This is a genomic window from Janibacter sp. CoH_79_TC_3, from assembly GCF_058197955.1.
In genome coordinates, this window is sequence record NZ_JBXWIV010000008.1 from 35,999 (window position 1) to 60,490 (window position 24,492).

Below are 24,492 nucleotides of genomic sequence, written 5' to 3' on the forward strand. Positions count from 1 at the left end.
ATTAAGCTAAAACTAAATTAATCGCCTGTCTTATGACAATTTGGCGATTTCTTTATGTCTGTCATTTTTGTAGAGTTTCTATTTTAATGAGCCTCTATCTCAATTTTTTTCTTCCTTCTAACTTTCAATCAACAGTTTTTTACATCAGAAATCTTGTCTTATCAGACTGTACGCTAAGCGCTTGAATTACGGTACAATGAGCGCTCTATTTTTCGCTTGTTATGGGCTGGTATCATGTCAAAATCGTCACCAAAAGCTGCTACTAAAGCAAAATCGCCACGCAAAAACTCAGCGCCTCAAGCCTCCGCTGTCGAAGAAACGGTGATTGCCAAACCTGGTACACGCATGGCGGCTATTCTTTATGATGGCATGTTGATTCTGGCCTTACTGTTTTTGGTTGGTACGGTACTGACGGTGATTGGCACGCTATTGACGATGCAGACGGGCACGCAGTCACAAGAAGCCAGATCGCTGCCGACATGGTATCAAAACTTTATTATGACCCCGTCTTTTATCCTGACGCTAGTGGGCTTCTATGGGATGTTTTGGCGCCGCGGTGGGCAAACATTGGGCATGCAAACATGGCGCTTAAAAACGGTCAATAATAGTGGTCACCTGCTAACGTGGGGGCAGTCGTTTAAACGTATTTTAGCGGCGAGCCTGATGCCGCTGATATTTGGCTTTATTGGTAGTGTCATCGGCGGCTCACGGGCTATCTTATTGACTAGTGCCTTTTTGGGTTTTGTCTTTAACTATGCCTTTTGTTTATTTAATCGTCGTGGTTTGGCGGTGCAAGACATGCTATCAAATACTATCACCTTAAAGATGCCTAAAACAGAAAATGAAGGGCTGTGGCGGGTGATTAGAAACCGTAAAAAGGGTGAATAAAAAAGGTAAATAGCAAGGTAACAGCACAGATAACACTAATCTCAAACTACAGGTTAAAAGTTTGCGTCAGTAAAATGCTATAACCGATAAAAAACAGTAATAATATCGCGCCAGAGGTACGTCCAAACGAGCGTTTTTTGATATAAGCAAACACACAAAGCACCACCAACAATAGCGTCAGCAGTCCCATCACTAACACATCGCGTGACAAAATAATCGGGTCAGCGCTAATAGGCGCAATGAGTGCTGCCAACCCTACAACGCCGAGCGTATTAAAAATATTAGAACCAATAATATTGCCAAGCGCCATATCATGTTCGCCTTTACGCGCTGCGGATAGACTGGCAACCAATTCAGGTAGTGAGGTACCAACCGCGACAACGGTTAAGCCGATAATAAGCTTACTCAATCCCCAAAACGTTGCCAATTCAACCGCGCCCCAAACGACGGCACGTGAGCTTAATATCAATATCGACATACCTATTATTAAGCTTGCTAAGCCACGAAAAATTCCTGCTGATTGTCTATCCTTGTTCTCACTGTGCTCCTCATTGTGCTCATTATTTTTGCTGGCTATTTTCTTGTCTTCTTGCCTACTACTGCGCAAACTCATCACAATTTGAAAAATCAATACTGCGCCCAACCCTAGCAATAATATTATGCCGTCTGATTGGCTCAGTTGCCCATCACGCAGCTGCCACGCTGCCAGTAGGGTAATGACTAGTAATAGTGGTAAGTTGCGCTTAACGATGCTTTTGTGGATAATAATAGGGCTAATAAGTGCTGTGGTACCTAAAACTAGGGCGATGTTCATGATATTTGAGCCATAGGCGTTGCCAAGCGCCAGCTCAGGGCTGCCTTCTAATGCTGCCAGTACCGATACCACCATTTCTGGCGCTGACGTGCCCAGTCCTAAAATAACGACGCCAATGAGGAAGCTTGGCACGCCTAGACTATTCGCTAAGGTCGTCGCCCCATCGATAAAGATATCGGCACTCCAGACTAAAATAGCCAGTCCAATCAGCACTGCAATGACTGCCAACCACATCAACAAGCTTCCTTATAGGTGAACAAAACAGCTTTAAAGTTAATAAGTTCAAGGCTCAAAAGACTATAAGTTTAAAGGAAAGAGGTTTTAAACGCATTTATCGCTATAAAAAAAGCTGAATCTTAAATAGATTCAGCTTTTTTATTCAAATATACAAACCAATTAGCTCAATGTTTATTACTTAAAAAGAAAAATGCATCAAACTTAGCAAAAGCTTTAATGGTAAAACTTATTAAGCCACTTGTACCGGAATGATATTGGCCGTGTCTTTCACGGTATTGTCTTCGTTGCAATAAACCAGTTTTGGCTGATAAGTTGCGGCTTCCACTTCATCAAAATGCGCATAAGCACAGATGATGACGATATCGCCTAAGTCCGCCATATGCGCGGCAGCACCGTTTAATGAGATAATGCCAGAGCCCGCTTCAGCGCGAATCGCATAGGTGCGAAAGCGTTTGCCATTGGTGACGTTGTAGATATCGATAGATTCGTTTTCACGCAGACCAGCAAGGTCTAGTAAGTCACCGTCAATACCGCATGAGCCTTCGTAGTGCAGCTCAGCATGGGTAACACGGGCGCGATGTAATTTGCATTTAAGCATATTAAGTAGCATAGGTTGCTTCCTTAGTGTAACTGATATAAATGAGTTAAATCAAAAGCTTAATGGGGACAGGTAGGTAGAATAAAAGTTATTGGTCTAAAAGTCACGGTTAAATTTACGCTTTAGCCATTCAAATGACTTAGAAATATGTAATTAACGGCAGATTATTCCGGTAATTTAAAGCCATTAATCTGCGAGCGCGCTTTTTCAATATCGCCATCTAATAGCAATGGCAAAGCTTCAAAAGAGGCGCTTAAGGCGCTATCAATGGCAATTTGTTCATCGGGCGCCGCTTTAGACAATACATGACCGCTGACTTTAGACTTGTGACCCGGATGACCAATACCGATACGCAGACGATGAAAGTCGTTGCCGATATGCGGCGTGATATCACGCAGACCGTTATGACCGCCGTGTCCGCCATTGGTTTTGAGCTTGATGCTGCCAGCTGGGATATCGAGCTCATCATGGGCAATCAGTAACTCGTCATTTTTAATGCCATAAAAATTGACCATCGGCACCACCGATTGACCCGATTTATTCATAAAGGTCAGTGGCATGAGCAGACGCACATCATGACCATAGATTTGTCCGCGTCCCGTCACCCCATGGAATTTTTTGTCAGGGGCGAGGGCAATATTAAACTGCTGCGCCAAATGATGGACGAACCAAAACCCTGCATTATGACGCGTAAACATATACTGCTGACCAGGATTGCCAAGACCGACAATAAGCTTTATGGCCATAAAAACACCCTGCTTAAATTTAATAAATGAGTGATAAGGTTTGAAAAGTAAGACAACTCTATAATATAAGACGGTTCTGTAATATTTGTCTGACATACTAGTTAGCCTACTTTTCAAACCTTACTTACAAAAACAGCAGGAGATATTTATCACCTGCTGTTTTTTGACTAAACAAACCTGTTATCACATAGCAGACACTAGATCGCAGTCTCTATGTAACGCGGGCTTATTATTCAGCGTCTTTGTCTTCAGCTTCAGCACTTTGTGCAGTCGCAGGTACGTCAGCCGCATCAACTTCAGCGTCTGCGTCAACTTCTTCAACCGTTGGTGGCTGCATGTTAACGATAGTACGGTCGTGAGCATCTTCCATGTCAAGATCAAAGATGATAACGCCTTCAGGCAGTTTGATGTCTGATAGACGGAATAGATCACCGATTTCCATGCCTGATACGTCAACTTCTAGGTATTCAGGTAATTGTGATGGTAGGCAAACGATTTCAACATCAGTTACTACTGTAGATAGAATGCCACCCGCTTTCGTACCTGGAGCATTTTCAGCACCAGCGAAATGCAAAGGAATGTTCATGTTGATTTTCTGACCTTTCACAATACGCTGGAAGTCAGCATGCATTGGGAAACCTTTAGCAGGATGGCGTTGCAAGGCTTTGATAACAACTTGATGCTCATCGCCTTTATCGGTCGTGATGGTCAAGATTTGTGAAAAGAAGGCTTCATATTCAAGCGACTTTACTAGCTCGTTGATTTTGATTGAGATAGTGGTTGGTTCTTCACCACCACCATAAATGATAGCAGGAACTAGATTCTGCTTACGTAGGCGGCGGCTCGCACCTTTACCTTGTTGTTCAGCAGAGCGGTCAACCGCATTGATTGCAAAATGATCAATAGCCATGGATATAATCCTATAGAGAGTATGTGAAGTATCTACCAGCAATAATAGACTTGCGACCAGTCTATCACTGGATAATCAATACTTTAGAAAGTATCAATCATGTCGCTAACTATAAAAATAATAGAGCTTAGCTAATGATGAATACAGGCGCGCATTATACGTGATTCTTTAACAATAATAAAGACCTACGTGAAATAGCTATTTAAAGTGAATATACAATAAACCACGAAAAGTGATTAAAAAAAACGCCAAGTCATAAAACTTGGCGTTTTTTTAACAGATTTTTTAGTAGCAAAAAATCTTAAGCGTTACCTAAGCATCAAACATTGCGCTGATAGATTCTTCGTTATTGATACGGCGTAAGCTTTCAGCCAGCATCGGTGCGATACTTACTTGACGAATTTTGCTACAGGCTTTAGCAGCGTCAGATAGTGGAATGGTATCGGTGACCACAATCTCATCGAGTGCCGACTCGCTGATGTTTTTTAGCGCATTACCCGATAGAACAGGGTGGGTAATATAAGCCAATACACGGCGTGCGCCGTTTGCTTTTAGTGCTTCAGCGGCTTTACATAACGTACCAGCGGTATCGACCATATCATCAACGATGACGCAATCACGGTCACGAACATCACCAATAATGTGCATCACTTGTGACTCATTGGCACGGGCACGGCGTTTATCAATAATCGCCATATCAGTATCGCCCAATTGCTTCGCCATCGCGCGCGCACGTACCACACCGCCAACGTCAGGTGAAACCACCATGATGTTGTCATAATCTTGTTTTTTAAGGTCGTTCAATAATACAGGAGTACCGTAGATGTTATCGACTGGGATATCAAAGAAGCCCTGAATCTGGTCTGAGTGCAAATCAACGGTCATCACGCGATCGATACTGACGATGTTTAACATATCAGCGACGACTTTAGCAGAAATAGGCACACGAGCTGAGCGCGGACGACGGTCTTGACGGGCATAACCAAAATACGGCATGACTGCTGTGATACGGCCAGCACTAGAGCGACGCAAGGCGTCAGCCATCATCATGATTTCCATCAAGTTGTCATTGGTTGGTGCACAAGTCGGCTGCATGATAAACACGTCTTTACCGCGCACGTGTTCTTTGATTTCTACGGCAATTTCGCCATCAGAAAAACGCGTGATGTCAGCTTTACCAAGAGGTATATGGAGATGGTCGGCTACGGTTTTTGCTAATTCTGGGTGGGCATTACCCGTAAAAATCGCCAAATAAGGCATGACAGAAGTCCTATTGATTGACTCAAGCAGCGACCGCTAAGCAGTGTCAAACTGCTCAAATTCAGAAAAGAGTATGGAAAACTATTGATGACTACTATTACAGTAAAAAATGGCAGGGGTAGCTGGACTCGAACCAACGGATGTCAGGATCAAAACCTGATGCCTTACCAACTTGGCTATACCCCTGTAATGTCTAGGCTGTGTACGTCGATATCTAATAGCAACTTTTAATAAAATTACGCTTAGAATAGCGTCACGACCTGTTCGTTATCTTATAAACAGATAAACCGTCTACAACATAACTTTTCCCTAACGGTGTTCATTGCGAACTATACCGAAACTGAGATAACGTTGTCAATGTCAATAAGCAGCTATCTTAAATCGCTTATTATACATATCAAACGCTTTGCGCTTAAAAATGGCAGGGGTAGCTGGACTCGAACCAACGGATGTCAGGATCAAAACCTGATGCCTTACCAACTTGGCTATACCCCTATTGAGGCGACCTATTATAAATAAATATTCAGCTTTTGCAAGTCATTTGAGGCTTTTAATGTCTTTTATTCTAAATAGGTTGAAAATAAAACGGATGTTGAGTTAATGAAAATTTATACACTGTCTTTATAATAATTTTATTTACACGCTATAGGCAGTGTTTGGTTGAATTTTTAGCTTGTATAGGCTAATTATTTGGCAAATCTTTGACATCCATGAACTGTGAACCCAAAAATTGGATATATCTATTTTCCAAACATTTAGGGTCTGCTTGTTGCTCAAAATCGTAATCGTAGTTGGGATCGTATTTTCCGCCGTCTAAAGGTCCATTAGTAAATAGCTCAGTGTTCAAAGGTATATCAACGCCATTGGCTGTCAGAGTCTGTGTCTCTTCATTCCAAGTGGTTATACCATGAGGAAAAACAGGAACGTTAAGCCTATCACCGTTTTGGATAAGCAAACATCCATCTTTCATAACTAAAGTACCGCCCATAGCTGGTTCTATTTCCGCACCATGCTCATATGGATAGGTAAAAAACTTAGCATATGGCTTATTTTCAGAGACATTAATGCTGACATCACTAGCCCTATTATCGATAGATACTTTTGGCTTAGGTAACGTGACGTTTTGAGTATCAGAATTGTTGGTGCAGCCTGTCACGGCTATTGAAAGTGCCAAAATACTTGTTGATAGCGTAAAAAAAATTATTTTCATTATGAATAACCTTTAGGCTAAAAAAGTTGCGTTATCAATTCCATCTAAACTTACAAATTCCCAACCATATATCCTGCACAAGGCGCATCCGCAATCCACTTTGACAACAGCGCTTTATCAATCGTAACACTTGAATCCAATGGCAAGAATACGGCACTACCAGAGCCGGTCATCCGTGCTGTGCCCAATGCTTGTGACTCTAATCCTTGCAAATATCGTAGCGCTTCATCGACGGTAGGAGCAAGGCTGGTGACTACAGGGCTAAACACGTTTTGATAAGGCGTGTTTAAATATTGCACATAATCATTGGTCTGGTTTTGAATGGTTTCAATCGATAAAACGGTGATATCTCGTTGTAGTTGCGGATGCGCAAACAGCTTAGCAGTGTTAACGTGGGCGTTCGGCGTCAATAATAAATATTGCTGCTCGGGTAAATCAATGGCGGTTAACTCTTCGCCAATACCCATGGCAATGGCATCTTGACCAAAGATAAATATTGGCACATCGGCGCCAATGCTTGCGCCAATTTTTATCAGCTCGCTTTGAGTAAAATTAAGCTGCCAAATCTCATTAAGTGTCATCAATGTCGTTGCGGCATTGGATGAACCACCGCCTAATCCTGCGCCCATTGGCAAGTGCTTATCTAAAGTCACTTGCATCAGCGGTAGTTGGGCAGGCAGCTTATTTGAGTCTATAGCAGCTCCCAATAAAGCGAGTGCTGCTTTAAAAATTAAATTATCTTCTATACTGCTGGTTATGGTATCGGCACCATTCAACGTGATTAGCTGACCACACAGGCTATTAATATCTACTCGACTGTTATTTACTGGGTTATCAATAGTAGATATTAATTTATCTGCTATCGAAAAATGTAGATAATCACCCCAATCGAGCAGACGAAAAACAGTCTGCAAATTATGATAACCATCAGCGCGCTTACCGGTAATATGCAGAAATAAATTGATTTTTGCAGGTGATAAGCGGGTGATAACCGATGTTGGCATGGTGTGTTCAGTCATAAATATGCGTCTTTATGAATTGTTCGTAAAGATAACAATGTGTTTTGCTTTCTACGTATTGTTATTATTTTTGATGATCGATGGTCATCACTACTTTATTGCCTTGTGATTGCACCGCGCTGATTTTATTTGGCAGCTTATCATTACCTTTATAAGTAAAGCTGGCTTGCCATTCACCATTCACTGCGCTAATCAAACGGTTTTGAGCATCAAGCTGTGGCGCGCTGTCCGAAGGCGCTGGGCGACCCGATATCCAATACGGCATTTGTGAAATCGGCGCTTGCCAGCCTGTGGCTTTTTTGAGCAAGGTTTCAGGGTCAGTAGCGGTTAAAGTGCCAGTCTTTTCGCTGATTAAAGTCGCTGATTGACCATTATATTCGATATTGGTTTTGCCAATGCCGAGCGCGCCAATCAATTCGATGGCAAAGCGGTCATCTTGTTGCCCCCATGCATAGAAAGCACTACCGCCTTGGTTTCCTGTATTGTCCTTACCAGGCGTTGTGACCCCGATTTTGCCCGTGATATTAAAGTTCTCAAGCTTCTTAGGCTGTTCAGCATTCTGACCTTGTACTGTGCCGATAGGCTGGTTGGTAGCATTGGCGGTTTTTAATGATTGGCAGCCAGAAGTAATAACGAGTGCGGTGGTTAAAGCGGTAAATAGCGCCAGTTTAGTTGGCTGGTGTTTTTTTGATGTTGACATGGTTGTTCCTCAAAAGTGACAAATTTACAAAATCAATGTTTTGATGTTCAGAAGCTTATATATTTAAAAGTTTCGATAATTAGATATTTCAAAAAAACTGTTTCGAAAAGAGATTAGCTTAAGCGTTATTTGTTACTCGCTGATGCGCAGCTGTTCATTTCTTATAACTAAGTTGTAGTTTTTATGGCAAGCATTTTTTATTTCTAGCCGTTTTTTATTGTCAGTATTAAATAAGCTTTAAGCAAAAAGCGCATTAATAAAGCTGTATACGGTCGTTGATATTGCGCTGTCCAAATGAGAAGCGCTGTTGTAAGTCTGCCAGTAATGCTTCGACTTTTTCATTATTACCCAAACCTTGATAAGCGCGTAGTAGCAGCGTACCTGAACGTAGGGTCGGGAAAACGTCATATGGCGTTTGTAGATAGTCGATGACTTGCTGGTAGTTCTCAGCTGCTAAGGCATCCGCTGCCAGTATATTCAATGCTTGCAGATGCAGATCATTGTCATAGCGCGGGTCATCATAGCGGATTTGGATAATAGAAGTTGCTAGCGCCAAACCTTGCTCAGAGCTGCGCTCATTGGCTAGCAATAACTGCGCGTAGCTAAGCTGATAGGAGAGGTTGGTTGGGTCAAGCGTTTGCAAATGGTTCAATAAGGTGCGCTTAACGATATAGTCTTCTTTATCATCAAGCAGTTGAGCGCGGGCAAACAGCAGTATCTCATTATTAGGATATTTACGACTGGCGCGTGTTAATAACCTTAGCGCTTCATCGGACTCATTTTGCTGCCACAAGATATCTGCTTGCATGACAAAACTGTCAGGGGCGAAGATACTAAAGTCTTTACGCAGCTTTTCTAGGGTAGCGATGGCAGCCTCGACGTCATCATTCAGCAGCTCAAACGACACCACTTTTCGGCGCGCTTCTAATACCAAGTCCTCTTGCATGACGCCATTGAGATAGTATTTTGCTTGCTCAAAGCGCTGCTGGCGCTCGGCACTGATACCCAAATAATAATAAGCTTGATCAAGATAAGAGGGATTTTTAGCCAGCATATTAAGCAACTGGTCGGCAGTGGCATACTCTTCAACGTCTAAGCTGACCAGTGCGGCTAGTAAGGTAATTTCGTCGTCATCAGCGAAGCGCTCATGGGAGTCAAGTAACAGCTGCCAAGCCTGCTCGCTTTGCCGCAAATCAAGTAAGTAGCGAATCTCATATAAGTATAAGCTTTTGCTATCAGGGTTACGTAGGCGAGCTTGGCTGACATAATTGATGACTGCCTCTGACGGCTCAGTCTTGCGTAATATATCGGCTTTTAAAGTGATAAAGGGTACGTAATCGGGCTGACGCGCTAAGGCACGATCGATATGGACAATGGCAATTTCAGGCTCATTAAACTGATATAGCAAACCAGCTTTTAATACCGATAGCGAAGCGTTCTGCTCACTATCAATAGGTTGCAAGGCAGCGAGCAGTTCGCGTTTATCTTCATCAGTATTGGGATAAATGCCTATCAGGATTTCGCTAAGATCGGCACGCGGGTCGTAACTTAAAATACGATTAAGGCTTTCGCCTGCCAACTCATAATCATGAGCGCGCAATGCTAAATGCGCCACATAAAACCAAGCAGGCACGTGGTCGGGGTTTTGGTCTTGCCACGTTTTGGCAAAGCGCAGAGAATCCTCAACGCTCTCATTGCGTAAAGATAAACTTAGCGCTCGCTCAAATACCACCGTCGCATCTTGCTTAAAAGACTGCTGCTTATAGATGGTCACCGCGCGCTCGGTATCATCACGATCCGCGGCAAATTCGGCATCTAAAAGCGCATACAAACTTGGCTCATCAAGCGTCGCTTGCCCGCTGGTTGTCGGTGCTAGATTGCTCACATCATCAGCAATATTTTCAGTTGTTTGGGGCTGATGAGTTGATGGTTGCTGAATAGATGGCTCTTGAGATAATGATTGCTTAGCAAGCGTTTTATGAGCAGGCGTAGCAATAGAGTTTTCGCTGCTAGCATCATTAATATTTACATTATTAGTATTGGCATCATTGGCGACGACGGAAGAGATATTATAAGAGCTGATATGTAATGAGGGGCTGACATATTTAGCGTGGGCAGGTAATCCTAGGCATAAGCAAACGGCCAACGATAAAGTTAGCTGATGGCGCTGGTATAGCCGCTCAATAATAGCGTGCAATAAAGCGCGCAGGCAAGACTGATCATGATGCATAGGTTGCAATCTAAAGGATGAGCCAAAAAAAATCATAGCTAGCAGTGTTTACCTATTATTTACCCGTCAAATCGTTTGCAGCATAACAAGGTGATCTTATTGTTATTATTCTAAAAACAGCTACGAAGAAAACCCGTGACTAGCATTATAAGAGTAGATTGAGGGGATAAACAATAGCGTCAGTGTTACTCAGATATTAGCAATATTTAGCGGATTAAGTAACTGCTAAATTTATCGTAAGTTGGCTTTAATCACTCAATTATTGAATAACCTGCCATTGCTAATCATCACCGCCAGTCATTGCTAATCATCATTGCTAATAGACAAGGTAAATGCGACTAGCGTTTTTTAAATTTATCTATTTAACAGCGTTTACTTTAAAAGCCTTCATAGCAGTTGATTTATCGTCGCTACGCCCAGATACAGACAAATAACATCGCCAAGCGTTGCCTGTTAAATAAAGCTGGCAATAATGATATAATAAACGCTTTTTAAGTGTTTGTACTATGTCTATTGTGGCCTATCGTGCGCATGATTGGTTAAAGACATTTTTTCAAAGACAGTTTAGCAAGCGTTGTCTGTGAAAAACTGTTTTCTAAAACTGCTGCTTGAATAGGGTTTTTTAACCTTCCAAGAGCGTTTGGCTGGCAGGTAAACGTTATATTTATGGTCTATCAATAATGAGATTAGTGGTCATTGGGGTCAATCACAAAACCGCACCAGTCGCTCTACGAGAGCGCTTGGCGCTTGTCGGTGACGATGTTACTATCGCCCTTAAACAGCTAGAGCGCTTTACCGATGGTAGCGTGATTGTCTCTACTTGTAACCGTACTGAGATTTATGCGTTGGTTCCGCAAATTTTATTAACGCCAGAATCAGGTAAGCATTTAGCAGAGCCACAAGCTACTGATACTATTGCCAGCAATATTGCAATCGGTGCGCAAACTGCTTCGGCGGTCATCAGTGCTCATATTTTAAAAATCAAAACATGGTTAGCTGATTTTAAGCAGTTGTCTTTGGACGAGATTGACCCTTATCTTTATGTGCACCGTGATACTCATGCTTTGACCCATTGGCTCAGAGTTGCCGCTGGTCTTGACTCAATGATATTGGGTGAGCCGCAGATACTCGGTCAAATCAAGCGTTCTGTGCATTTGGCGCAGGATCAAAAAGCCCTTAGTAATCAGCTCGGCTGGATTGTCGATCAGGTATTTGCCGCTGCCAAACGCGTGCGTAACGAGACCCAAGTGGGTGCTCAAGCGGTATCGCTTAGCTATGCCGCTGCTAAATTGGTCACGCAGATATTTGACGATTTGCCAAGTCGTACCTTATTAGTCGTCGCCGCAGGTGAGATGAATCGCTTAGTGGCAACGCATATTGCCGGGCTTGGGGTCGGGCGAGTTATTATTTGTAACCGCAATCCTGAGCGCGCTGAAGCGTTGGCCGCTGAGCTGCGTCGACCTGACCGTATTGTAGAGGTGAGAGCCCTGCAAGAGTTGCCGCAAGTATTGGCAGAAGCTGATATTGTCAGTAGCTGTAGTGGTAGCATGGATGTGCTGATTGATAAAACCATGACTTTGCGCGCGCTCAAAAGCCGTCGCTATCAACCGATGCTGATGATTGACTTGGCAGTGCCGCGCGATATCGACTCGACTATTAGCCGTATCGATGATGTTTATCTGTATTCTGTCGATGACTTGCAACACGTGATTGCTGGTAATATTGAGCAGCGTAGGCAAGCGGCGGTCGATGCGGAGCTGCTCGTCAGTCAATTGGTCGTTGAGATGGATCGGCGCTTTCAAGTGCGCCAAGTCGGCAAAGATATTCAGCAGTATCGCGCGCGCACCCATGACCAAGTGGATAAGCTGCTGCATGAATCCATTGCTAAGCTGCAACAAGATAAGGCCAGCCCTGAAGATATTATTACTGAGCTGTCACGACGTTTGACCCAGACGCTGACCCACGCACCATCGAAGCTAATGCGTAAAGCGGCACGTGAAGGTGACAATGAATTGCTGGATTTTGTGGTGTCGGGATTACAAGAGGCGCATCGAGGTCGCTAAACCATTTGCTAAACATGGGTTGGTTTTTTGCTAAATTACCCCCTATAATCGGTAGAGTAAAAACGTAAGTTACGTGGCAAAATCTCAATCCTGCCTAAAAACTAAAACCTCGTAACCAAATTTCTCTTATTATACTAGGAGCGTCCTATGACTGCATTACGTCAAGATATTGATCCAAACGGCTTATTAGAATATTCAGTGGTCTATACTGACCGCGCCCTAAACCACATGTCAACAGTCTTTCAGCAAGTGATGAAAGACTTATCTAGCGACCTAAAATCCGTCTATAACGCTGATGCAGTTGCTATCGTTCCTGGTTCTGGTACTTATGGAATGGAAGCAGTGGCGCGCCAATTGGCTAATGACGAAGACTGCCTGATTATCCGTAACGGTTGGTTTAGTTATCGTTGGACGCAAATTTTAGAAAAAGGCAAGATTGCCAAATCCTCTACAGTATTGACTGCCAATCGTGGAGAGGGTGATACGCCAAAGCCGTTTTCTCCAGTCGCTATCGATGAAGCGGTTGCCAAGATCAAAGCTGAAAAACCAGCCATCGTTTTTGCCCCGCACGTTGAAACCTCATCTGGTATTATTTTATCAGAAGATTATATCAAAGCATTGGCCAAGGCCGTTCATAGTGTTGGCGGCTTATTAATCATTGACTGTATCGCATCAGGTTGCGTCTGGCTCGATATGAAAGATTTGGGCATTGATGTGCTTATCAGCGCGCCGCAAAAAGGCTGGAGCAGCACACCGGGCGCAGGTCTGGTTATGCTGAGCGACGCTGCCGTGCAAAAAGTAGACAGCACCGAGTCTGATAGCTTTAGCCTAGATTTAAAACAGTGGTTAAACATCATGCGCGCTTATGAAAGTGGCGGTCATGCCTACCATGCGACTATGCCAACCGATAGCTTACGTCAGTTCCGCGATACCGTTAACGAGGCCAAAGAAGTTGGTTTTGAAACATTATGCGCGGCACAGTGGGAGCTTGGCACGCGTATTCGTGAAGTACTAGCAGCCAAAGGTATTGAAAGCGTTGCAGCAAAAGGTTTTGAAGCGCCGGGCGTCGTGGTTGCTTACACCGACCGCGATGACATGCATAAAGGTAGCGCTTTTGCTGAAGCTGGCATGCAAATCGCTGCTGGTGTACCTTTAAAAGTAGGCGAGCCTGATAACTTTAAAACTTTCCGCTTGGGTTTATTTGGTTTAGATAAATTGACTGATGTAGACGGTGCGGTACAACGTTTTGAAAAAGCGCTTGATGAAGTGTTGGCTAAATAGTATCTTTATCGTATAAGATATTTGTAGCGTACAAAGAATACTGAGCCTATTTTTAATGGGTTCAGTATTTTTTTACCTATTTATTATATTTTATTATATAATGTATTTATATAAAACGAATTTTAAACCTGTTCTTGATAAAAATTGGCTTAGGTAAACATTATGAGTATACAAATAGACTGGCAGGCATTTACGCCGATCTCCTTGGTAGGCGGGCTGATGCTAGGGGTAGCGACCGTTATCCTGCTATTGGGCATTGGTCGTATTGCAGGTATCAGTGGTATTTTTTCAAGTCTCTTAAAACCCAAGCGCGTCGAGATTTGGCAGGTATTATTTATCGCCGGTCTTGTTATTTCGCCATTATTATATCGTTTGGTCAATCCGTTACCAGTGATAGAAGTCAGCACCTCTATACCGCTATTGATCGGCGCAGGGTTGCTTGTTGGTTTTGGCACGCGTCTAGGTTCAGGCTGTACTAGCGGGCATGGTATCTGTGGTAATGCGCGCCTGTCACCACGCTCGATGGCGGCGACGGTGACCTTTATGTTGTTTGGTATTGTGACGGTTTATCTTGGTCGCCATGTCTTGGGCTTGATTTAAATAGCGTCCCGGGCAGCAGGTTGCGAAGACAGATTTTAGTACTATTATGAAAAAATAAAGACAGCGAGAAACGACAATGCTAAAAAATATAATTGGATTACTGGCAGGATTATTATTCGGCTTTGGACTACTGATATCAGGGATGACCGACCCTGCTAAAGTACAGGGCTTTTTGGATGTCTTTGGTGCGTGGGATATTTCTCTGGCACTAGTAATGGGCGGCGGTCTGGTAATGGCGATAGTTGGCGTGCAATTGGCTAAGCGGCAAAAGACTAGCTGGATTGGTACCTTAATTGAGATACCAACCAAAACCACCATCAATAAAAAACTGCTAATCGGCGCGATGCTATTTGGTATCGGCTGGGGCTTGGTGGGTATTTGCCCAGGACCGGGTATCGTGCTGCTAGGTACGGGACAATGGCAGGCCTATATCTTTATCCCAGCGATGATAATTGGTATGCTGGTCTATCAATGGCTTGAGCCTAAGCTTAATTAATATGGGCTTGGTTGATAGATTGATTAATAGCAGGTTCAAAAATAAGTGAGTGCTGAATTAAAAAGGGTCATTCTAATTAAATTAGCCTGACCCTTTTTTATAAATCATAATTCAAACTTTTAGAGGATTATTTAGCGCTAGCCGTTACTTTTGGCGTTTCGTGCGCCAATGATTTAGCTGCCTGACGCAGCTCAAACTTCTGCACTTTACCGGTGCTTGTTTTTGGGATTTCAGCAAAGATAATATATTTTGGCACTTTAAAGCCAGCTAAATGCTGCTTACAATGCTCCATCACGTTATCGCGCTGTAAGGTGCTGCCAGCATGAATCTCGATAAAGGCGACAGGCACTTCGCCCCATTTATCATGCGGCGCAGCGACTACAGCACAGCTTTGGATTTCAGGCATTTTATATAAGACATTTTCGACTTCGATACTAGAGATGTTTTCACCACCTGAGATGATGATATCTTTGAGCCTGTCCATGATTTTGATATATCCATCAGGATATTTAACGCCCAAATCACCGGTGCGGAACCAGCCGTCGGCAAAGGCCTCTTCAGTAGCTTTGCGACTTTTTAGATAGCCTTTCATCACCATATTACCGCGCAGAGCCAGCTCGCCCATTTCTTCGCCATCAGCAGCAACTGGCTCAGTGGTACCTTGTTTAAATACCTCAAACCCAGTCATCAAATGCGAGGTCACGCCTTGACGTGATTTTTTCTGCGCGCGCGCAGCAACATCAAGCTCATCCCACTCTTCTTGCTCAGCGCAGACGGTGACCGGCCCATAGACTTCGGTCAAACCATAAACGTGCGAGATATGAAAGCCCATTGCTTCCATGGCGGCAAGCATGGTTTCAGATGGCGGCGCACCAGCGACCCAACCTTTGACTTCATGATTAATCGCTTTTTTATATTCCGGTTTGCCGCTAGCAATCATATTGTGCACCACAGGCGCTGAACAATAATGGCTGACTTTATATTTGGCTATCAGCTGCAAAATTAAATCAGCGTCAATTTTACGCAAGCAGACGTTGACACCCGCGCGCTCTGCAATCGTCCATGGGAAACACCAACCATTACAATGGAACAAAGGCAGCGTCCATAAATACATCGGGTGCTTGGGCATATCCCAATCTAAAATATTGGAGACGGCATTGAGCGTCGCACCGCGATGATGATAAACCACACCTTTGGGTTTGCCAGTAGTGCCAGAGGTATAATTGAGGGCGATAGCATCCCATTCATCGAGTGGCTTTTCCCAATTATCCAAACTGTCTGAGCTGGCGATTAATTCTTCATAACTCATACTGCCAAAACGCTCGATATCAAGCGCTGCATCGGTCGCATGAATCACGATGAGATTGGGAAAGGCTTCATCGATAATCTCGGCATGCTCAGCAAACTCGCTATCTAAGATTAATACTTTGGCTTCTGAGTGTTGCAGACAAAAGGTTAGGGCGTTGATATCAAGACGAGTATTAAGGGTGCAAAGTACCCCGCCTGACATAGGCACCCCAAAGGCACATTCGACCATCGCTGGCGTGTTCGGCATCATCACCGCCACCGTGTCATTTTTATCAATACCCAATTTACGCAGACCATCAGCCAATTGACGACAGCGATCATAAGTCTGTTGCCACGTTTGAGTGAGATTATTGAGTTCTAAATCATCATAGATGATCGCGGTCTTGTTGGGATAAACCTGTGCACTACGGATAATAAAATCGATAGGGGTCAGTGGTTGATAGTTGGCTGCATTTTTGCCAAGACCGGTATGGAAGTCTGTCATTTGGATAGTCCTTTATCATATGTTTTTATAGTAGATGACGCAGTAATGGTGCTCTGCTGTCGCCAATCAACTGTATCGGGGTCTGATTATTATAGACAGTCGCAGGCAAAATTTGGACAGGTTTTGTGGGGTTTATTTAACTATCTGCAAAAAACTTACTATTAGACAGAATCGTTCAGCGCTGCTATTAATTAGTGTTCACTCATCAGTCGCTTGTCTGCATAGCTGATAATAATAGCGGTGTGTTAGGATAGCATAACGTTAAATCCTGCATCATAACTATACTAACGAAGCAATCCCAGCAAACCATTCATAAGGAAAATGATATGTCCGCCAGCCGCACTGCCAATACCATTGAAACTGCCAACACCAATGAACACTACCCGCATTTATTTGAGCCGTTAGATTTGGGCTTTACCACGCTTAAAAATCGTATGGTGATGGGTTCGATGCATACGGGGCTTGAAGACCGTTTTTATAACTACGGTAAACTGGCGGCGTATTTCGCCGAACGTGCCAAGGGTGGCGTAGCGATGATGATTACCGGTGGTATCTCGCCCAATCGTGAAGGCTGGTTGCTCCCTGCTGGTGGTACCATGAATACGCGTGCTGACGTCATTAACCATCAGCGTGTCACCCGCGCCGCGCATAAGTATGACAGCAAAATTATCATGCAAATCTTGCACAGTGGTCGCTATGGTTATCATCCATTTGTCGTGTCATCAAGCCCGATTAAATCGCCAATCTCGCCTTTCAAACCGCGTAAGATGAGCATCAAAAATATTGAGCAAACGGTAAAAGACTATGCTCGTTCAGCCAAACTTGCCAAGCAAGCTGGTTATGACGGTGTAGAGATCATGGGCTCTGAAGGCTATTTGCTTAATCAGTTTTTATCACGTCATGTGAATAAGCGTACTGATGAATATGGTGGTGATATTCAAAATCGTATGAAGTTGGCAGTCGATGTGGTCAAAGCCGTACGTGAGGCCGCCGGTGAAGATTTTATTATTTTATTTCGCTTATCAGTGATTGACTTGGTCAAAGATGGCAACGTCATGGATGAAGTCATCACTGTCGCTAAAGCGCTAGAAGAAGCGGGCGTGACCATCATGAATACCGGTATTGGCTGGCATGAAGCACGTGTGCCGACGATTGTAACGAGCGTACCGCGTGCGGCCTTTGTGGATTTTACCGCTGAAATTAAAAAGCACATCAGTATCCCAATGATGGCAGCCAACCGTATCAACATGCCAGAAACAGCAGAAGAAATTGTCGCCAGTGGTCAGGCAGATATGATTCAAATGGCACGTCCGTTTTTAGCTGATGCCCATTGGGTCAATAAAGCCAAAAATGGTCAAGCCGACCGCATCAATACCTGTATCGCCTGCAACCAAGCCTGCCTCGATCATACTTTTGAAAATAAACGCTCGACGTGTTTAGTCAATCCACAAGCTTGCTACGAGACAGAATTGGTCTATAAGAAAACCAAAAAACCACAGAAAGTTGCCGTAATCGGTGGTGGTGTCGCTGGTATGTCAGCCGCTCATGTCGCCGCGCTACGTGGTCATGACGTCACCTTATTTGAAGCCAAAGACATCTTGGGTGGACAGTTTAATTACGCCAAAGTTATCCCTGGTAAAGAAGAATTCTTTGAGACCATTCGCTACTATATCAATGAGCTTGAGCATCTAGGTGTTGAGATTAAACTCAATACCAAAGTTGATAAAGCCATGCTAGAAAAAGCCAAATTCCACCATGTCATTGTTGCGACTGGTGTTGTCCCTAGAAGCCTAGCAGGTAAATTAGAAGGTGCTGATTTGCCACAAGTGATGAGCTATGCTGAATTACTCTCTGGTGAAAAGTCTGTTGGTGATACGGTCGCCGTCATCGGTGCGGGTGGTATTGGTTTTGATGTCAGTGAATATTTGACCGCCAAACATGGTCAGCCGCTTGATGAGCTAGGTCCTGAGCTATTAAAAGACCCAAGCTACCGTCCAAAAGCCCAGTCTATCGAAGAGTGGCGTGAAGAGTGGGGCGTAACTTCTGCTACTGACTACGAAACTGAGGGCGGTTTAATTAAGCCTGAAGCGATTAAACCTATCCGTCAAGTTTATCTGATGCAGCGTACCAAAGGTCGCTTGGGCAGTGGTCTGAATAAAACCTCAGGTTGGGTACATCGCGCCCATGTCAGATCGCATGGCGTTATCCAAGTATCAGGTGCACAGTACGATAAAATCACCAACGAAGGTATTTGGATTACTAATAATCAGGGTCAAAGCCAGTTGCTACGTGTCGATAGTGTTGTGGTCTGTGCCGGTCAAGAGTCGGTGGTCGAACTAATGCCAAATGTCGGTGATGCGCCAGACGCCCAATACCATCTTATCGGTGGTGCAAAACTTGCAGCTGAGCTGGATGCTAAACGCGCTATAAGAGATGGTGCAGAGGTTGCAGCAAGTATTTAAGATTTAGGTCAAAAGTTATGAGAGCAGCAAGGTAGATTATCTTGCTGCTTTTTTTACTTTGTAGGCTATGGATTTTTAGAGTTTAGCTTTATTCCAGTATTCTCTAGTTTTATATTTTGAGTTCATCAAACATCCAAACCAAGCCTATACTTACTCATAATCGAGCTAATGCTTCTTACTCATCTCAGATAATAAATCGAGTTGTATCTCTTGTATTTCAGCTAACCTATCCCATTGATGCATTAAAAGGTGATCCAGTTTTTCATGCAAGTGTTGGATTTCAAGCTCGGCTTTTAAGTTAATTTGATAATCATTTTCTGAGCGCAACCGGTCTTTGGTTTCCTGTCTATTTTGACTCATCATAATCACAGGTGCTTGAATAGCAGCGATACAGGACAGTATTAAATTTAATAGAATAAACGGGTAGGGATCAGCAGGACGAGCAACCATCACCACGGTATTGACGATAATCCAAATGGCTAGAAAAATGGCAAAACAAATGAGGAAGGTCCAACTACCCCCAAACGTTGCAATTTTATCTGCCAATCGTTCACCAAATGTCCATTCTTTCTCGAGGGTCGTATCAACATTTTTGGTAATAAGTTCATGCTGTTGCATACTTTTAATCAATTCAGATTCAAGATCTGTCACCTCGCCTTTTTCAGAACTTAGCGATGATTTGACATACTTCGTTCGATATTTGCTTAAATCGGTTTGGCAAATATAATCTTTAGGCAAGCATTCGGGAAAATCATGTAAAATTTCTTCGGTAATAGTTTTCCTTACTGTTCCTATGGGTGTGAGGCTTTTTACGGTATAGTTTTGACCACAGACAATACATTTATAAAATTCATTTTTCTTATTCATAGCCATACTCTTTTATGATTATTGTAGAATTTTTAGATAATGTAGATATTGAAACTCTGTGTAAGTACCTCACTAAATAAATCTTATAGCAGCATTTTTTTAGTATAAATAATTAGCCAAAATCTCTAGCAAGCATAAGATGTTTTAGCTCAAGCGTGACCCATTAAATCTATAATTTTGATGTCCAATAATGAGTTACGTTTAGCCTTAATTTTCTAAGAGACAATGAAGATATTAATATTTACTACTCTCGATCTAAGACGATACCGTCAAAATAGCCTCGCATACCACAATGTAACTCTCTATATTTGTTATCCATATCTCTTAATAGTAACTGATTCTTATCTTGATAAGATGCAGGATACAAGTGCAGCGCAAGGTTTTTATCTTGCTGACTCTCGTTTATAACCCAGTGATTCTGTGACCATGTTGCCTTGCTCGTTTCAATCTCACAGGTATGCGCATTATTGAAAATAAAAATGCTTTCAATGATTGAAAGATAAGGTTTATTACCAACCTTATTTATCGATAAAGTATTCGTTGCATCTTGCAAAGTATTTTTGCGCTTACCATCTACGTTATAGACTGAAATTTGGAAGTTTTTAGAAAATTCTCCAAACGCATTTTTATCTGGCAAGTCAGAAGAGCTTAACTCATCGGTCCAGTCAGAATATGTCTTTTCTCCGATATGTTCTTCATACTCACGGATAAGGCACTTGGTATCCTTACAAGTATTCCGTTGAAAATTTAACCATAATTTCTGATCTATGATTGCATTTTTTTTATAGATCTTGCTGTCTTTGTCATTAGCTGCGTTAGTGAGACCTTTTCTATATTTTTTTGCCATCGCTTCATCAAGCTTGGATAGCTCAGGACTTTTACAAATAGTTTTTTCTACCCAGGTAGAGGCTTTATTACAATCAAAACTTGCCGCATTTGTATGAGTAGATAATAGGGAAATGCCTACAATACTTATCGTGGCTAAGGTTAATTTTTTCATGTTATTCTCATCCCTTAAAGCTGGCTATTTTTTGATACAGTACTTAGCACTTACTTTAAAAACCTCATACTATGGTTTTAAAGCTGAACATAAATATAGCATTGTAGCCTCTAGATACTCTGTTATATTTTTAGCTTTAGACTTCTAATATCGTAGTTATATAAGAGACTTTCTACTAATCAGACTATAGTAGCCATCAAGCCATCAAGCCATCAAGCCATCAAGCCATAAAAAAGGATTTTATAATGGTTGTGTTAAAAACCCTGTTTAAATGGATCGTTTTACCTATTGTAGCGCTACTCATTATTATTAGCTTAGGCTTAGTGGTGACGGGAAATGCCTATATCTTTCGCGGTCTACAGCTGACATATCTTAAAGGCGAATCGACTGCTAATATCGATGATTATGTTGATTTTGATAATCGTACTATTCATGCCAAAGATACTATCGAATGGGAAAAAGATCCCAACTTTGAGCAAGTCAGGCTGACACCTACTTTGCAAAACGCTCTAGATACTGATGAAACCGTCGCCTTTGCGATTATTAAAGATGGCAAGCTTTTGTATGAGAGCTACTGGCAAGGCTACGATGAGAATTCACATACCAATAGTTTTTCGATGGCAAAAACTGTCACGACCATGCTGTATCTCAAAGCGGTAGAAGACGGTTATATCGGTAGCATTGATGAGCCGATTACTAAATGGCTGCCTGAATACGCAGGCAACAAGTATGCGCAAAACTGTACGCTTGCAAATTTCTCAGCGATGACCTCAGGCTATGATTGGACTGAAGATTACTATTTCCCCATTAATCCCACTGCAGAATCCTATTATGGTCATGACTTAGTCAAGCAAATGGTCAATCGCGATTTTGTCGAGGAGTGCGGTGGCAGGTTTGAATACTCCTCCGGTGATACGCAAATGCTTGGTATTGCTTTATCACGAGCATTAGAGCCGCACGGCTATACCATTTCTAGCTATTTAGAAGAAAAGTTTTGGCAGCCTTTAGGCATGCAAGGCGATGGGTATTGGTCGCTTGATGGGGCAGGGAAAATTGAAAAAGTATACTGCTGTTTAAATGCCAGTACTTTAGATTTTGCCAAATTTGGACAATTATTATTAAACGGTGGCGAATGGCAAGGTAAGCAGTTGCTTAGCAAAGCACATGTTGAATTTATGATTACACCAAACGTCCAAGCCTTTGCAAAAGGGCAAGCGCAAGTTTACGGACATTCGGTGTGGACGGATATGGACGCTCCGATTCCGTTTTATGCCATGCTTGGTCATTTGGGGCAGCGCGTATTAGTGCTACCTGAAGAAAATGCAATTATCGTTAGACTTGGAAAGCAAAAGGGCTTACCGACACCAGTAGATGGCTTTCATTTGGAGCCAGATTTGGGTCAGTATGTTAGCGAGGTTAAAACTATTTTGGATGGTTTGGTGGTGGAGTAAAGAGAGGGTTGGATATAGGGGCGTAGTAATATGGGTGCTGATCGTTGTCGCGTTACTATCATTGAATGGGATGAAGCAAGTAATACTGGCATCATACCCATAAGGCGGAAAATGAAGTGGAACGTAGTCGTAAGCGTCTTACTGTATACACAATAGCGACTTGAATAATGACATTATTTAGCATTAATAACGCTATAGTAGTATCAGCGCTAATGCACAGTGTCCCTCTAATACAGAACGGAAAATTTTAATATGATTTTGAAAGTGCTTTTCTTTATTGTTGCCGTTGTCGGGAGCGCCATTTTTATTGCCCGATTGACCTTTACCATTCCGGAAATAGAAGAGCGAATAGATACAACCGTGTTGCCAAAAGCCACGAGCGGACCCTTAGCCGAGTCACTGATTGAGCTTGAAGCTGCACATAAAGGACTGACAGGGATTGCACCATTGCAAAGTGGGGCTGACGCATTTGCTGCACGGATACTCTTAGCAGATGCGGCTGTCTCGAGCATTGATGCTCAATACTATATTTGGCATGCTGATCTAACGGGTACTTTGCTACTTGATGCTTTGGTTCGCGCCGCCGATAGAGGGGTACGCGTACGGCTGTTGCTAGATGACAATGGTACAACGGGAATCGATACTGAGATAGCAGCGCTCGTTGCCCATCCGAATATCGAAGTGCGATTGTATAATCCCTTTAATCTGCGCACGGCGAAGATACTGTCTTATGGGTTTGATTTTTTCCGACTGAATCGAAGAATGCATAATAAATCTTTCACGGTAGATGGGCGCGCGACCATAGTTGGTGGTCGAAACGTCGGTGATGAGTATTTTGGCACTGGTTCGACACCACTTTTCGTTGATTTTGATGTCATGGCGGTAGGGGATATTGTTCCGCAGATCGCCGCTGATTTTGACCGCTATTGGGCGGCATTATCTGTTTATCCAGCAGCTCTGATCGTCGGAACACATAAAGAGAGTGACCCGATTGGTACTCGATTAGCTGGATTCAAGGGTGATCCACAGATGAGCGAGTACAAAGCCATTTTGCATAGCTCGAACATCGTGGCGTCTCTCGCGGCAGGAGAGATTGATTTAGAATGGACAACGGCTGTGTTAGTGAGTGATGATCCAATAAAAGGCCAAGGCGCCGTGCCTCGTGAAGATTTATTGGCAAGCCGGCTAAAGAATGCAGTAGGTGACATTAAGACCCGCCTTGATGGGGTGTCGGCTTATTTTGTTCCCGGTACTGAGGGCGTAGAAGCCTTTGCTACGCTTGAGGCGCGCGGTGTCGATGTGCGCATGCTGACCAACTCGATGGAGGCAACAGATGTGCTGCCCGTTCATGCCGGTTATGCTAAGCGCCGCAAAGCCATGCTCGAGAGTGGCGTTGAGCTTTTTGAGTTACGTAGCAAAGCGGCACCTGATGCTCGCTCTAACCGTTTAGGGTCATTTGGATCGACAGGCGCTAGTCTTCATTCAAAGACCTTTGCGATTGATGCAGAGCGAATTTTTGTGGGATCGTTTAACTTTGACCCTCGTTCTACTAGATTAAACACCGAAATGGGTTTGCTCATCAACAGTGAGCAGATGGCGCAAAAAGTACACAAAGCATTCGATGAAGGAATAAATGGACTGGCTTGGCGCGTTGAACAGCGCGATGGAAAGCTGGTTTGGATCGATTCTAATACGGGATCGGTGAGCACTTCGGAGCCTGGATCTACTATCCTGCGTAGCATCGTGTTAACAGTGATAGGGTGGCTGCCGGTTGAATGGCTTTTATAGTCAAAAAGATATTGCTATATACCAACACGAGCTACAGAAAATTCATTTACGCATTTTACGTATTTATCTTCTTATAAAAT

Annotated in this window: 20 protein-coding genes and 2 tRNA genes; 8 read left to right on the forward strand and 14 right to left on the reverse strand. The window is 43.1% G+C overall.

From position 1 onward, the window contains the following. Positions 1–234 precede the first annotated feature (234 nt). A complete protein-coding gene (locus tag AC2FA3_RS08620) occupies positions 235–888 on the forward strand; it encodes an RDD family protein (RefSeq protein ID WP_490509213.1) in 654 nt (217 codons plus the stop codon). A 46-nt stretch (positions 889–934) separates the two neighbouring features. Here AC2FA3_RS08620 and AC2FA3_RS08625 read toward each other — a convergent pair whose 3' ends face one another. The 11 genes from AC2FA3_RS08625 to AC2FA3_RS08675 form a co-directional block, all read right to left on the reverse strand. Continuing rightward, the gene (locus AC2FA3_RS08625) at positions 935–1,936 is read right to left on the reverse strand and encodes a calcium/sodium antiporter (protein ID WP_490509214.1); all 1,002 of its coding nucleotides are present in this window, start codon (positions 1,934–1,936) and stop codon (positions 935–937) included. A gap of 232 nt (positions 1,937–2,168) precedes the next feature. After that, positions 2,169–2,549, reverse strand: coding sequence for an aspartate 1-decarboxylase (gene panD / locus AC2FA3_RS08630; RefSeq protein WP_045443274.1), 381 nt, complete (start codon positions 2,547–2,549; stop codon positions 2,169–2,171). A 152-nt stretch (positions 2,550–2,701) separates the two neighbouring features. Then, a complete protein-coding gene (gene pth, locus AC2FA3_RS08635) occupies positions 2,702–3,283 on the reverse strand; it encodes an aminoacyl-tRNA hydrolase (protein WP_201545400.1) in 582 nt (193 codons plus the stop codon). Between the two features lie 229 nt (positions 3,284–3,512). Continuing rightward, on the reverse strand, positions 3,513–4,193 hold the full coding sequence (locus AC2FA3_RS08640; RefSeq protein WP_201612291.1) for a 50S ribosomal protein L25/general stress protein Ctc: 681 nt from the start codon (positions 4,191–4,193) through the stop codon (positions 3,513–3,515). Positions 4,194–4,505: 312 nt separating this feature from the next. Further along, a complete protein-coding gene (locus AC2FA3_RS08645; RefSeq protein ID WP_149490452.1) occupies positions 4,506–5,453 on the reverse strand; it encodes a ribose-phosphate pyrophosphokinase in 948 nt (315 codons plus the stop codon). Between the two features lie 110 nt (positions 5,454–5,563). Then, a tRNA-Gln gene (locus AC2FA3_RS08650) sits at positions 5,564–5,639 on the reverse strand. Positions 5,640–5,872: 233 nt separating this feature from the next. Next, a tRNA-Gln gene (locus tag AC2FA3_RS08655) sits at positions 5,873–5,948 on the reverse strand. A gap of 187 nt (positions 5,949–6,135) precedes the next feature. Further along, positions 6,136–6,663, reverse strand: a complete 528-nt coding sequence (locus AC2FA3_RS08660) for a hypothetical protein (protein WP_490509215.1) — start codon at positions 6,661–6,663, stop codon at positions 6,136–6,138. A 50-nt stretch (positions 6,664–6,713) separates the two neighbouring features. Further along, positions 6,714–7,682, reverse strand: coding sequence for a 4-(cytidine 5'-diphospho)-2-C-methyl-D-erythritol kinase (gene ispE / locus AC2FA3_RS08665; protein WP_490509216.1), 969 nt, complete (start codon positions 7,680–7,682; stop codon positions 6,714–6,716). A gap of 64 nt (positions 7,683–7,746) precedes the next feature. Then, positions 7,747–8,382, reverse strand: a complete 636-nt coding sequence (gene lolB / locus AC2FA3_RS08670; protein ID WP_201545414.1) for a lipoprotein insertase outer membrane protein LolB — start codon at positions 8,380–8,382, stop codon at positions 7,747–7,749. A gap of 253 nt (positions 8,383–8,635) precedes the next feature. Then, a complete protein-coding gene (locus tag AC2FA3_RS08675; protein WP_490509217.1) occupies positions 8,636–10,612 on the reverse strand; it encodes a tetratricopeptide repeat protein in 1,977 nt (658 codons plus the stop codon). Positions 10,613–11,292: 680 nt separating this feature from the next. Here AC2FA3_RS08675 and hemA point away from each other — a divergent pair. From hemA to AC2FA3_RS08695, 4 genes are all read left to right on the forward strand, one after another. Further along, a complete protein-coding gene (gene hemA, locus AC2FA3_RS08680) occupies positions 11,293–12,675 on the forward strand; it encodes a glutamyl-tRNA reductase (RefSeq protein WP_490509218.1) in 1,383 nt (460 codons plus the stop codon). A gap of 147 nt (positions 12,676–12,822) precedes the next feature. Further along, complete coding sequence (locus tag AC2FA3_RS08685; RefSeq protein ID WP_490509219.1) at positions 12,823–13,956, forward strand: aminotransferase class V-fold PLP-dependent enzyme; 1,134 nt, start codon at positions 12,823–12,825, stop codon at positions 13,954–13,956. Positions 13,957–14,118: 162 nt separating this feature from the next. Next, positions 14,119–14,556: a YeeE/YedE family protein gene (locus tag AC2FA3_RS08690; protein ID WP_490509220.1), complete on the forward strand. Its 438-nt coding sequence runs from the start codon at positions 14,119–14,121 to the stop codon at positions 14,554–14,556. 76 nt (positions 14,557–14,632) lie between these two features. Beyond that, positions 14,633–15,052: a DUF6691 family protein gene (locus tag AC2FA3_RS08695; RefSeq protein WP_490509221.1), complete on the forward strand. Its 420-nt coding sequence runs from the start codon at positions 14,633–14,635 to the stop codon at positions 15,050–15,052. Positions 15,053–15,179: 127 nt separating this feature from the next. On the opposite strand, the gene AC2FA3_RS08700 is transcribed toward AC2FA3_RS08695, so the two are convergent. Further along, a complete protein-coding gene (locus AC2FA3_RS08700) occupies positions 15,180–16,844 on the reverse strand; it encodes an AMP-binding protein (RefSeq protein WP_490509222.1) in 1,665 nt (554 codons plus the stop codon). A gap of 326 nt (positions 16,845–17,170) precedes the next feature. Between AC2FA3_RS08700 and AC2FA3_RS08705 the strand changes: the two genes are divergently transcribed. Further along, a complete protein-coding gene (locus AC2FA3_RS08705) occupies positions 17,171–19,306 on the forward strand; it encodes a 2,4-dienoyl-CoA reductase FMN-binding domain-containing protein (protein ID WP_490509223.1) in 2,136 nt (711 codons plus the stop codon). Positions 19,307–19,471: 165 nt separating this feature from the next. On the opposite strand, the gene AC2FA3_RS08710 is transcribed toward AC2FA3_RS08705, so the two are convergent. Next, a complete protein-coding gene (locus AC2FA3_RS08710; RefSeq protein ID WP_490509224.1) occupies positions 19,472–20,173 on the reverse strand; it encodes a DUF1003 domain-containing protein in 702 nt (233 codons plus the stop codon). A gap of 244 nt (positions 20,174–20,417) precedes the next feature. Further along, entirely contained in the window at positions 20,418–21,173 is a 756-nt protein-coding gene (locus AC2FA3_RS08715) for a lysozyme inhibitor LprI family protein (RefSeq protein WP_490509225.1), read from the reverse strand. A gap of 245 nt (positions 21,174–21,418) precedes the next feature. Between AC2FA3_RS08715 and AC2FA3_RS08720 the strand changes: the two genes are divergently transcribed. Together AC2FA3_RS08720 and AC2FA3_RS08725 are read left to right on the forward strand one after the other, a co-directional pair. Further along, on the forward strand, positions 21,419–22,624 hold the full coding sequence (locus AC2FA3_RS08720) for a serine hydrolase domain-containing protein (RefSeq protein ID WP_490509226.1): 1,206 nt from the start codon (positions 21,419–21,421) through the stop codon (positions 22,622–22,624). 360 nt (positions 22,625–22,984) lie between these two features. Next, a complete protein-coding gene (locus AC2FA3_RS08725; protein WP_490509227.1) occupies positions 22,985–24,412 on the forward strand; it encodes a phospholipase D family protein in 1,428 nt (475 codons plus the stop codon). The last annotated feature ends 80 nt before the right edge of the window (positions 24,413–24,492 follow it).

What these genes read in the sequence shown, in the direction of transcription:
- AC2FA3_RS08625 (WP_490509214.1), bottom strand. Translation starts at nt 1,936, where the DNA reads ATGTGGTTGGCAGTCATTGCAGTGCTGATTGGACTGGCTATTTTAGTC.
- pth (WP_201545400.1), bottom strand. Translation starts at nt 3,283, where the DNA reads ATGGCCATAAAGCTTATTGTCGGTCTTGGCAATCCTGGTCAGCAGTAT.
- AC2FA3_RS08705 (WP_490509223.1), top strand. Translation starts at nt 17,171, where the DNA reads ATGTCCGCCAGCCGCACTGCCAATACCATTGAAACTGCCAACACCAAT.
- AC2FA3_RS08695 (WP_490509221.1), top strand. Translation starts at nt 14,633, where the DNA reads ATGCTAAAAAATATAATTGGATTACTGGCAGGATTATTATTCGGCTTT.
- AC2FA3_RS08620 (WP_490509213.1), top strand. Translation starts at nt 235, where the DNA reads ATGTCAAAATCGTCACCAAAAGCTGCTACTAAAGCAAAATCGCCACGC.
- AC2FA3_RS08690 (WP_490509220.1), top strand. Translation starts at nt 14,119, where the DNA reads ATGAGTATACAAATAGACTGGCAGGCATTTACGCCGATCTCCTTGGTA.
- AC2FA3_RS08685 (WP_490509219.1), top strand. Translation starts at nt 12,823, where the DNA reads ATGACTGCATTACGTCAAGATATTGATCCAAACGGCTTATTAGAATAT.
- AC2FA3_RS08660 (WP_490509215.1), bottom strand. Translation starts at nt 6,663, where the DNA reads ATGAAAATAATTTTTTTTACGCTATCAACAAGTATTTTGGCACTTTCA.
- AC2FA3_RS08675 (WP_490509217.1), bottom strand. Translation starts at nt 10,612, where the DNA reads ATGCATCATGATCAGTCTTGCCTGCGCGCTTTATTGCACGCTATTATT.
- panD (WP_045443274.1), bottom strand. Translation starts at nt 2,549, where the DNA reads ATGCTACTTAATATGCTTAAATGCAAATTACATCGCGCCCGTGTTACC.
- AC2FA3_RS08700 (WP_490509222.1), bottom strand. Translation starts at nt 16,844, where the DNA reads ATGACAGACTTCCATACCGGTCTTGGCAAAAATGCAGCCAACTATCAA.
- AC2FA3_RS08715 (WP_490509225.1), bottom strand. Translation starts at nt 21,173, where the DNA reads ATGAAAAAATTAACCTTAGCCACGATAAGTATTGTAGGCATTTCCCTA.
- ispE (WP_490509216.1), bottom strand. Translation starts at nt 7,682, where the DNA reads ATGACTGAACACACCATGCCAACATCGGTTATCACCCGCTTATCACCT.
- AC2FA3_RS08645 (WP_149490452.1), bottom strand. Translation starts at nt 5,453, where the DNA reads ATGCCTTATTTGGCGATTTTTACGGGTAATGCCCACCCAGAATTAGCA.
- hemA (WP_490509218.1), top strand. Translation starts at nt 11,293, where the DNA reads ATGAGATTAGTGGTCATTGGGGTCAATCACAAAACCGCACCAGTCGCT.
- AC2FA3_RS08710 (WP_490509224.1), bottom strand. Translation starts at nt 20,173, where the DNA reads ATGAATAAGAAAAATGAATTTTATAAATGTATTGTCTGTGGTCAAAAC.
- AC2FA3_RS08640 (WP_201612291.1), bottom strand. Translation starts at nt 4,193, where the DNA reads ATGGCTATTGATCATTTTGCAATCAATGCGGTTGACCGCTCTGCTGAA.
- AC2FA3_RS08720 (WP_490509226.1), top strand. Translation starts at nt 21,419, where the DNA reads ATGGTTGTGTTAAAAACCCTGTTTAAATGGATCGTTTTACCTATTGTA.
- lolB (WP_201545414.1), bottom strand. Translation starts at nt 8,382, where the DNA reads ATGTCAACATCAAAAAAACACCAGCCAACTAAACTGGCGCTATTTACC.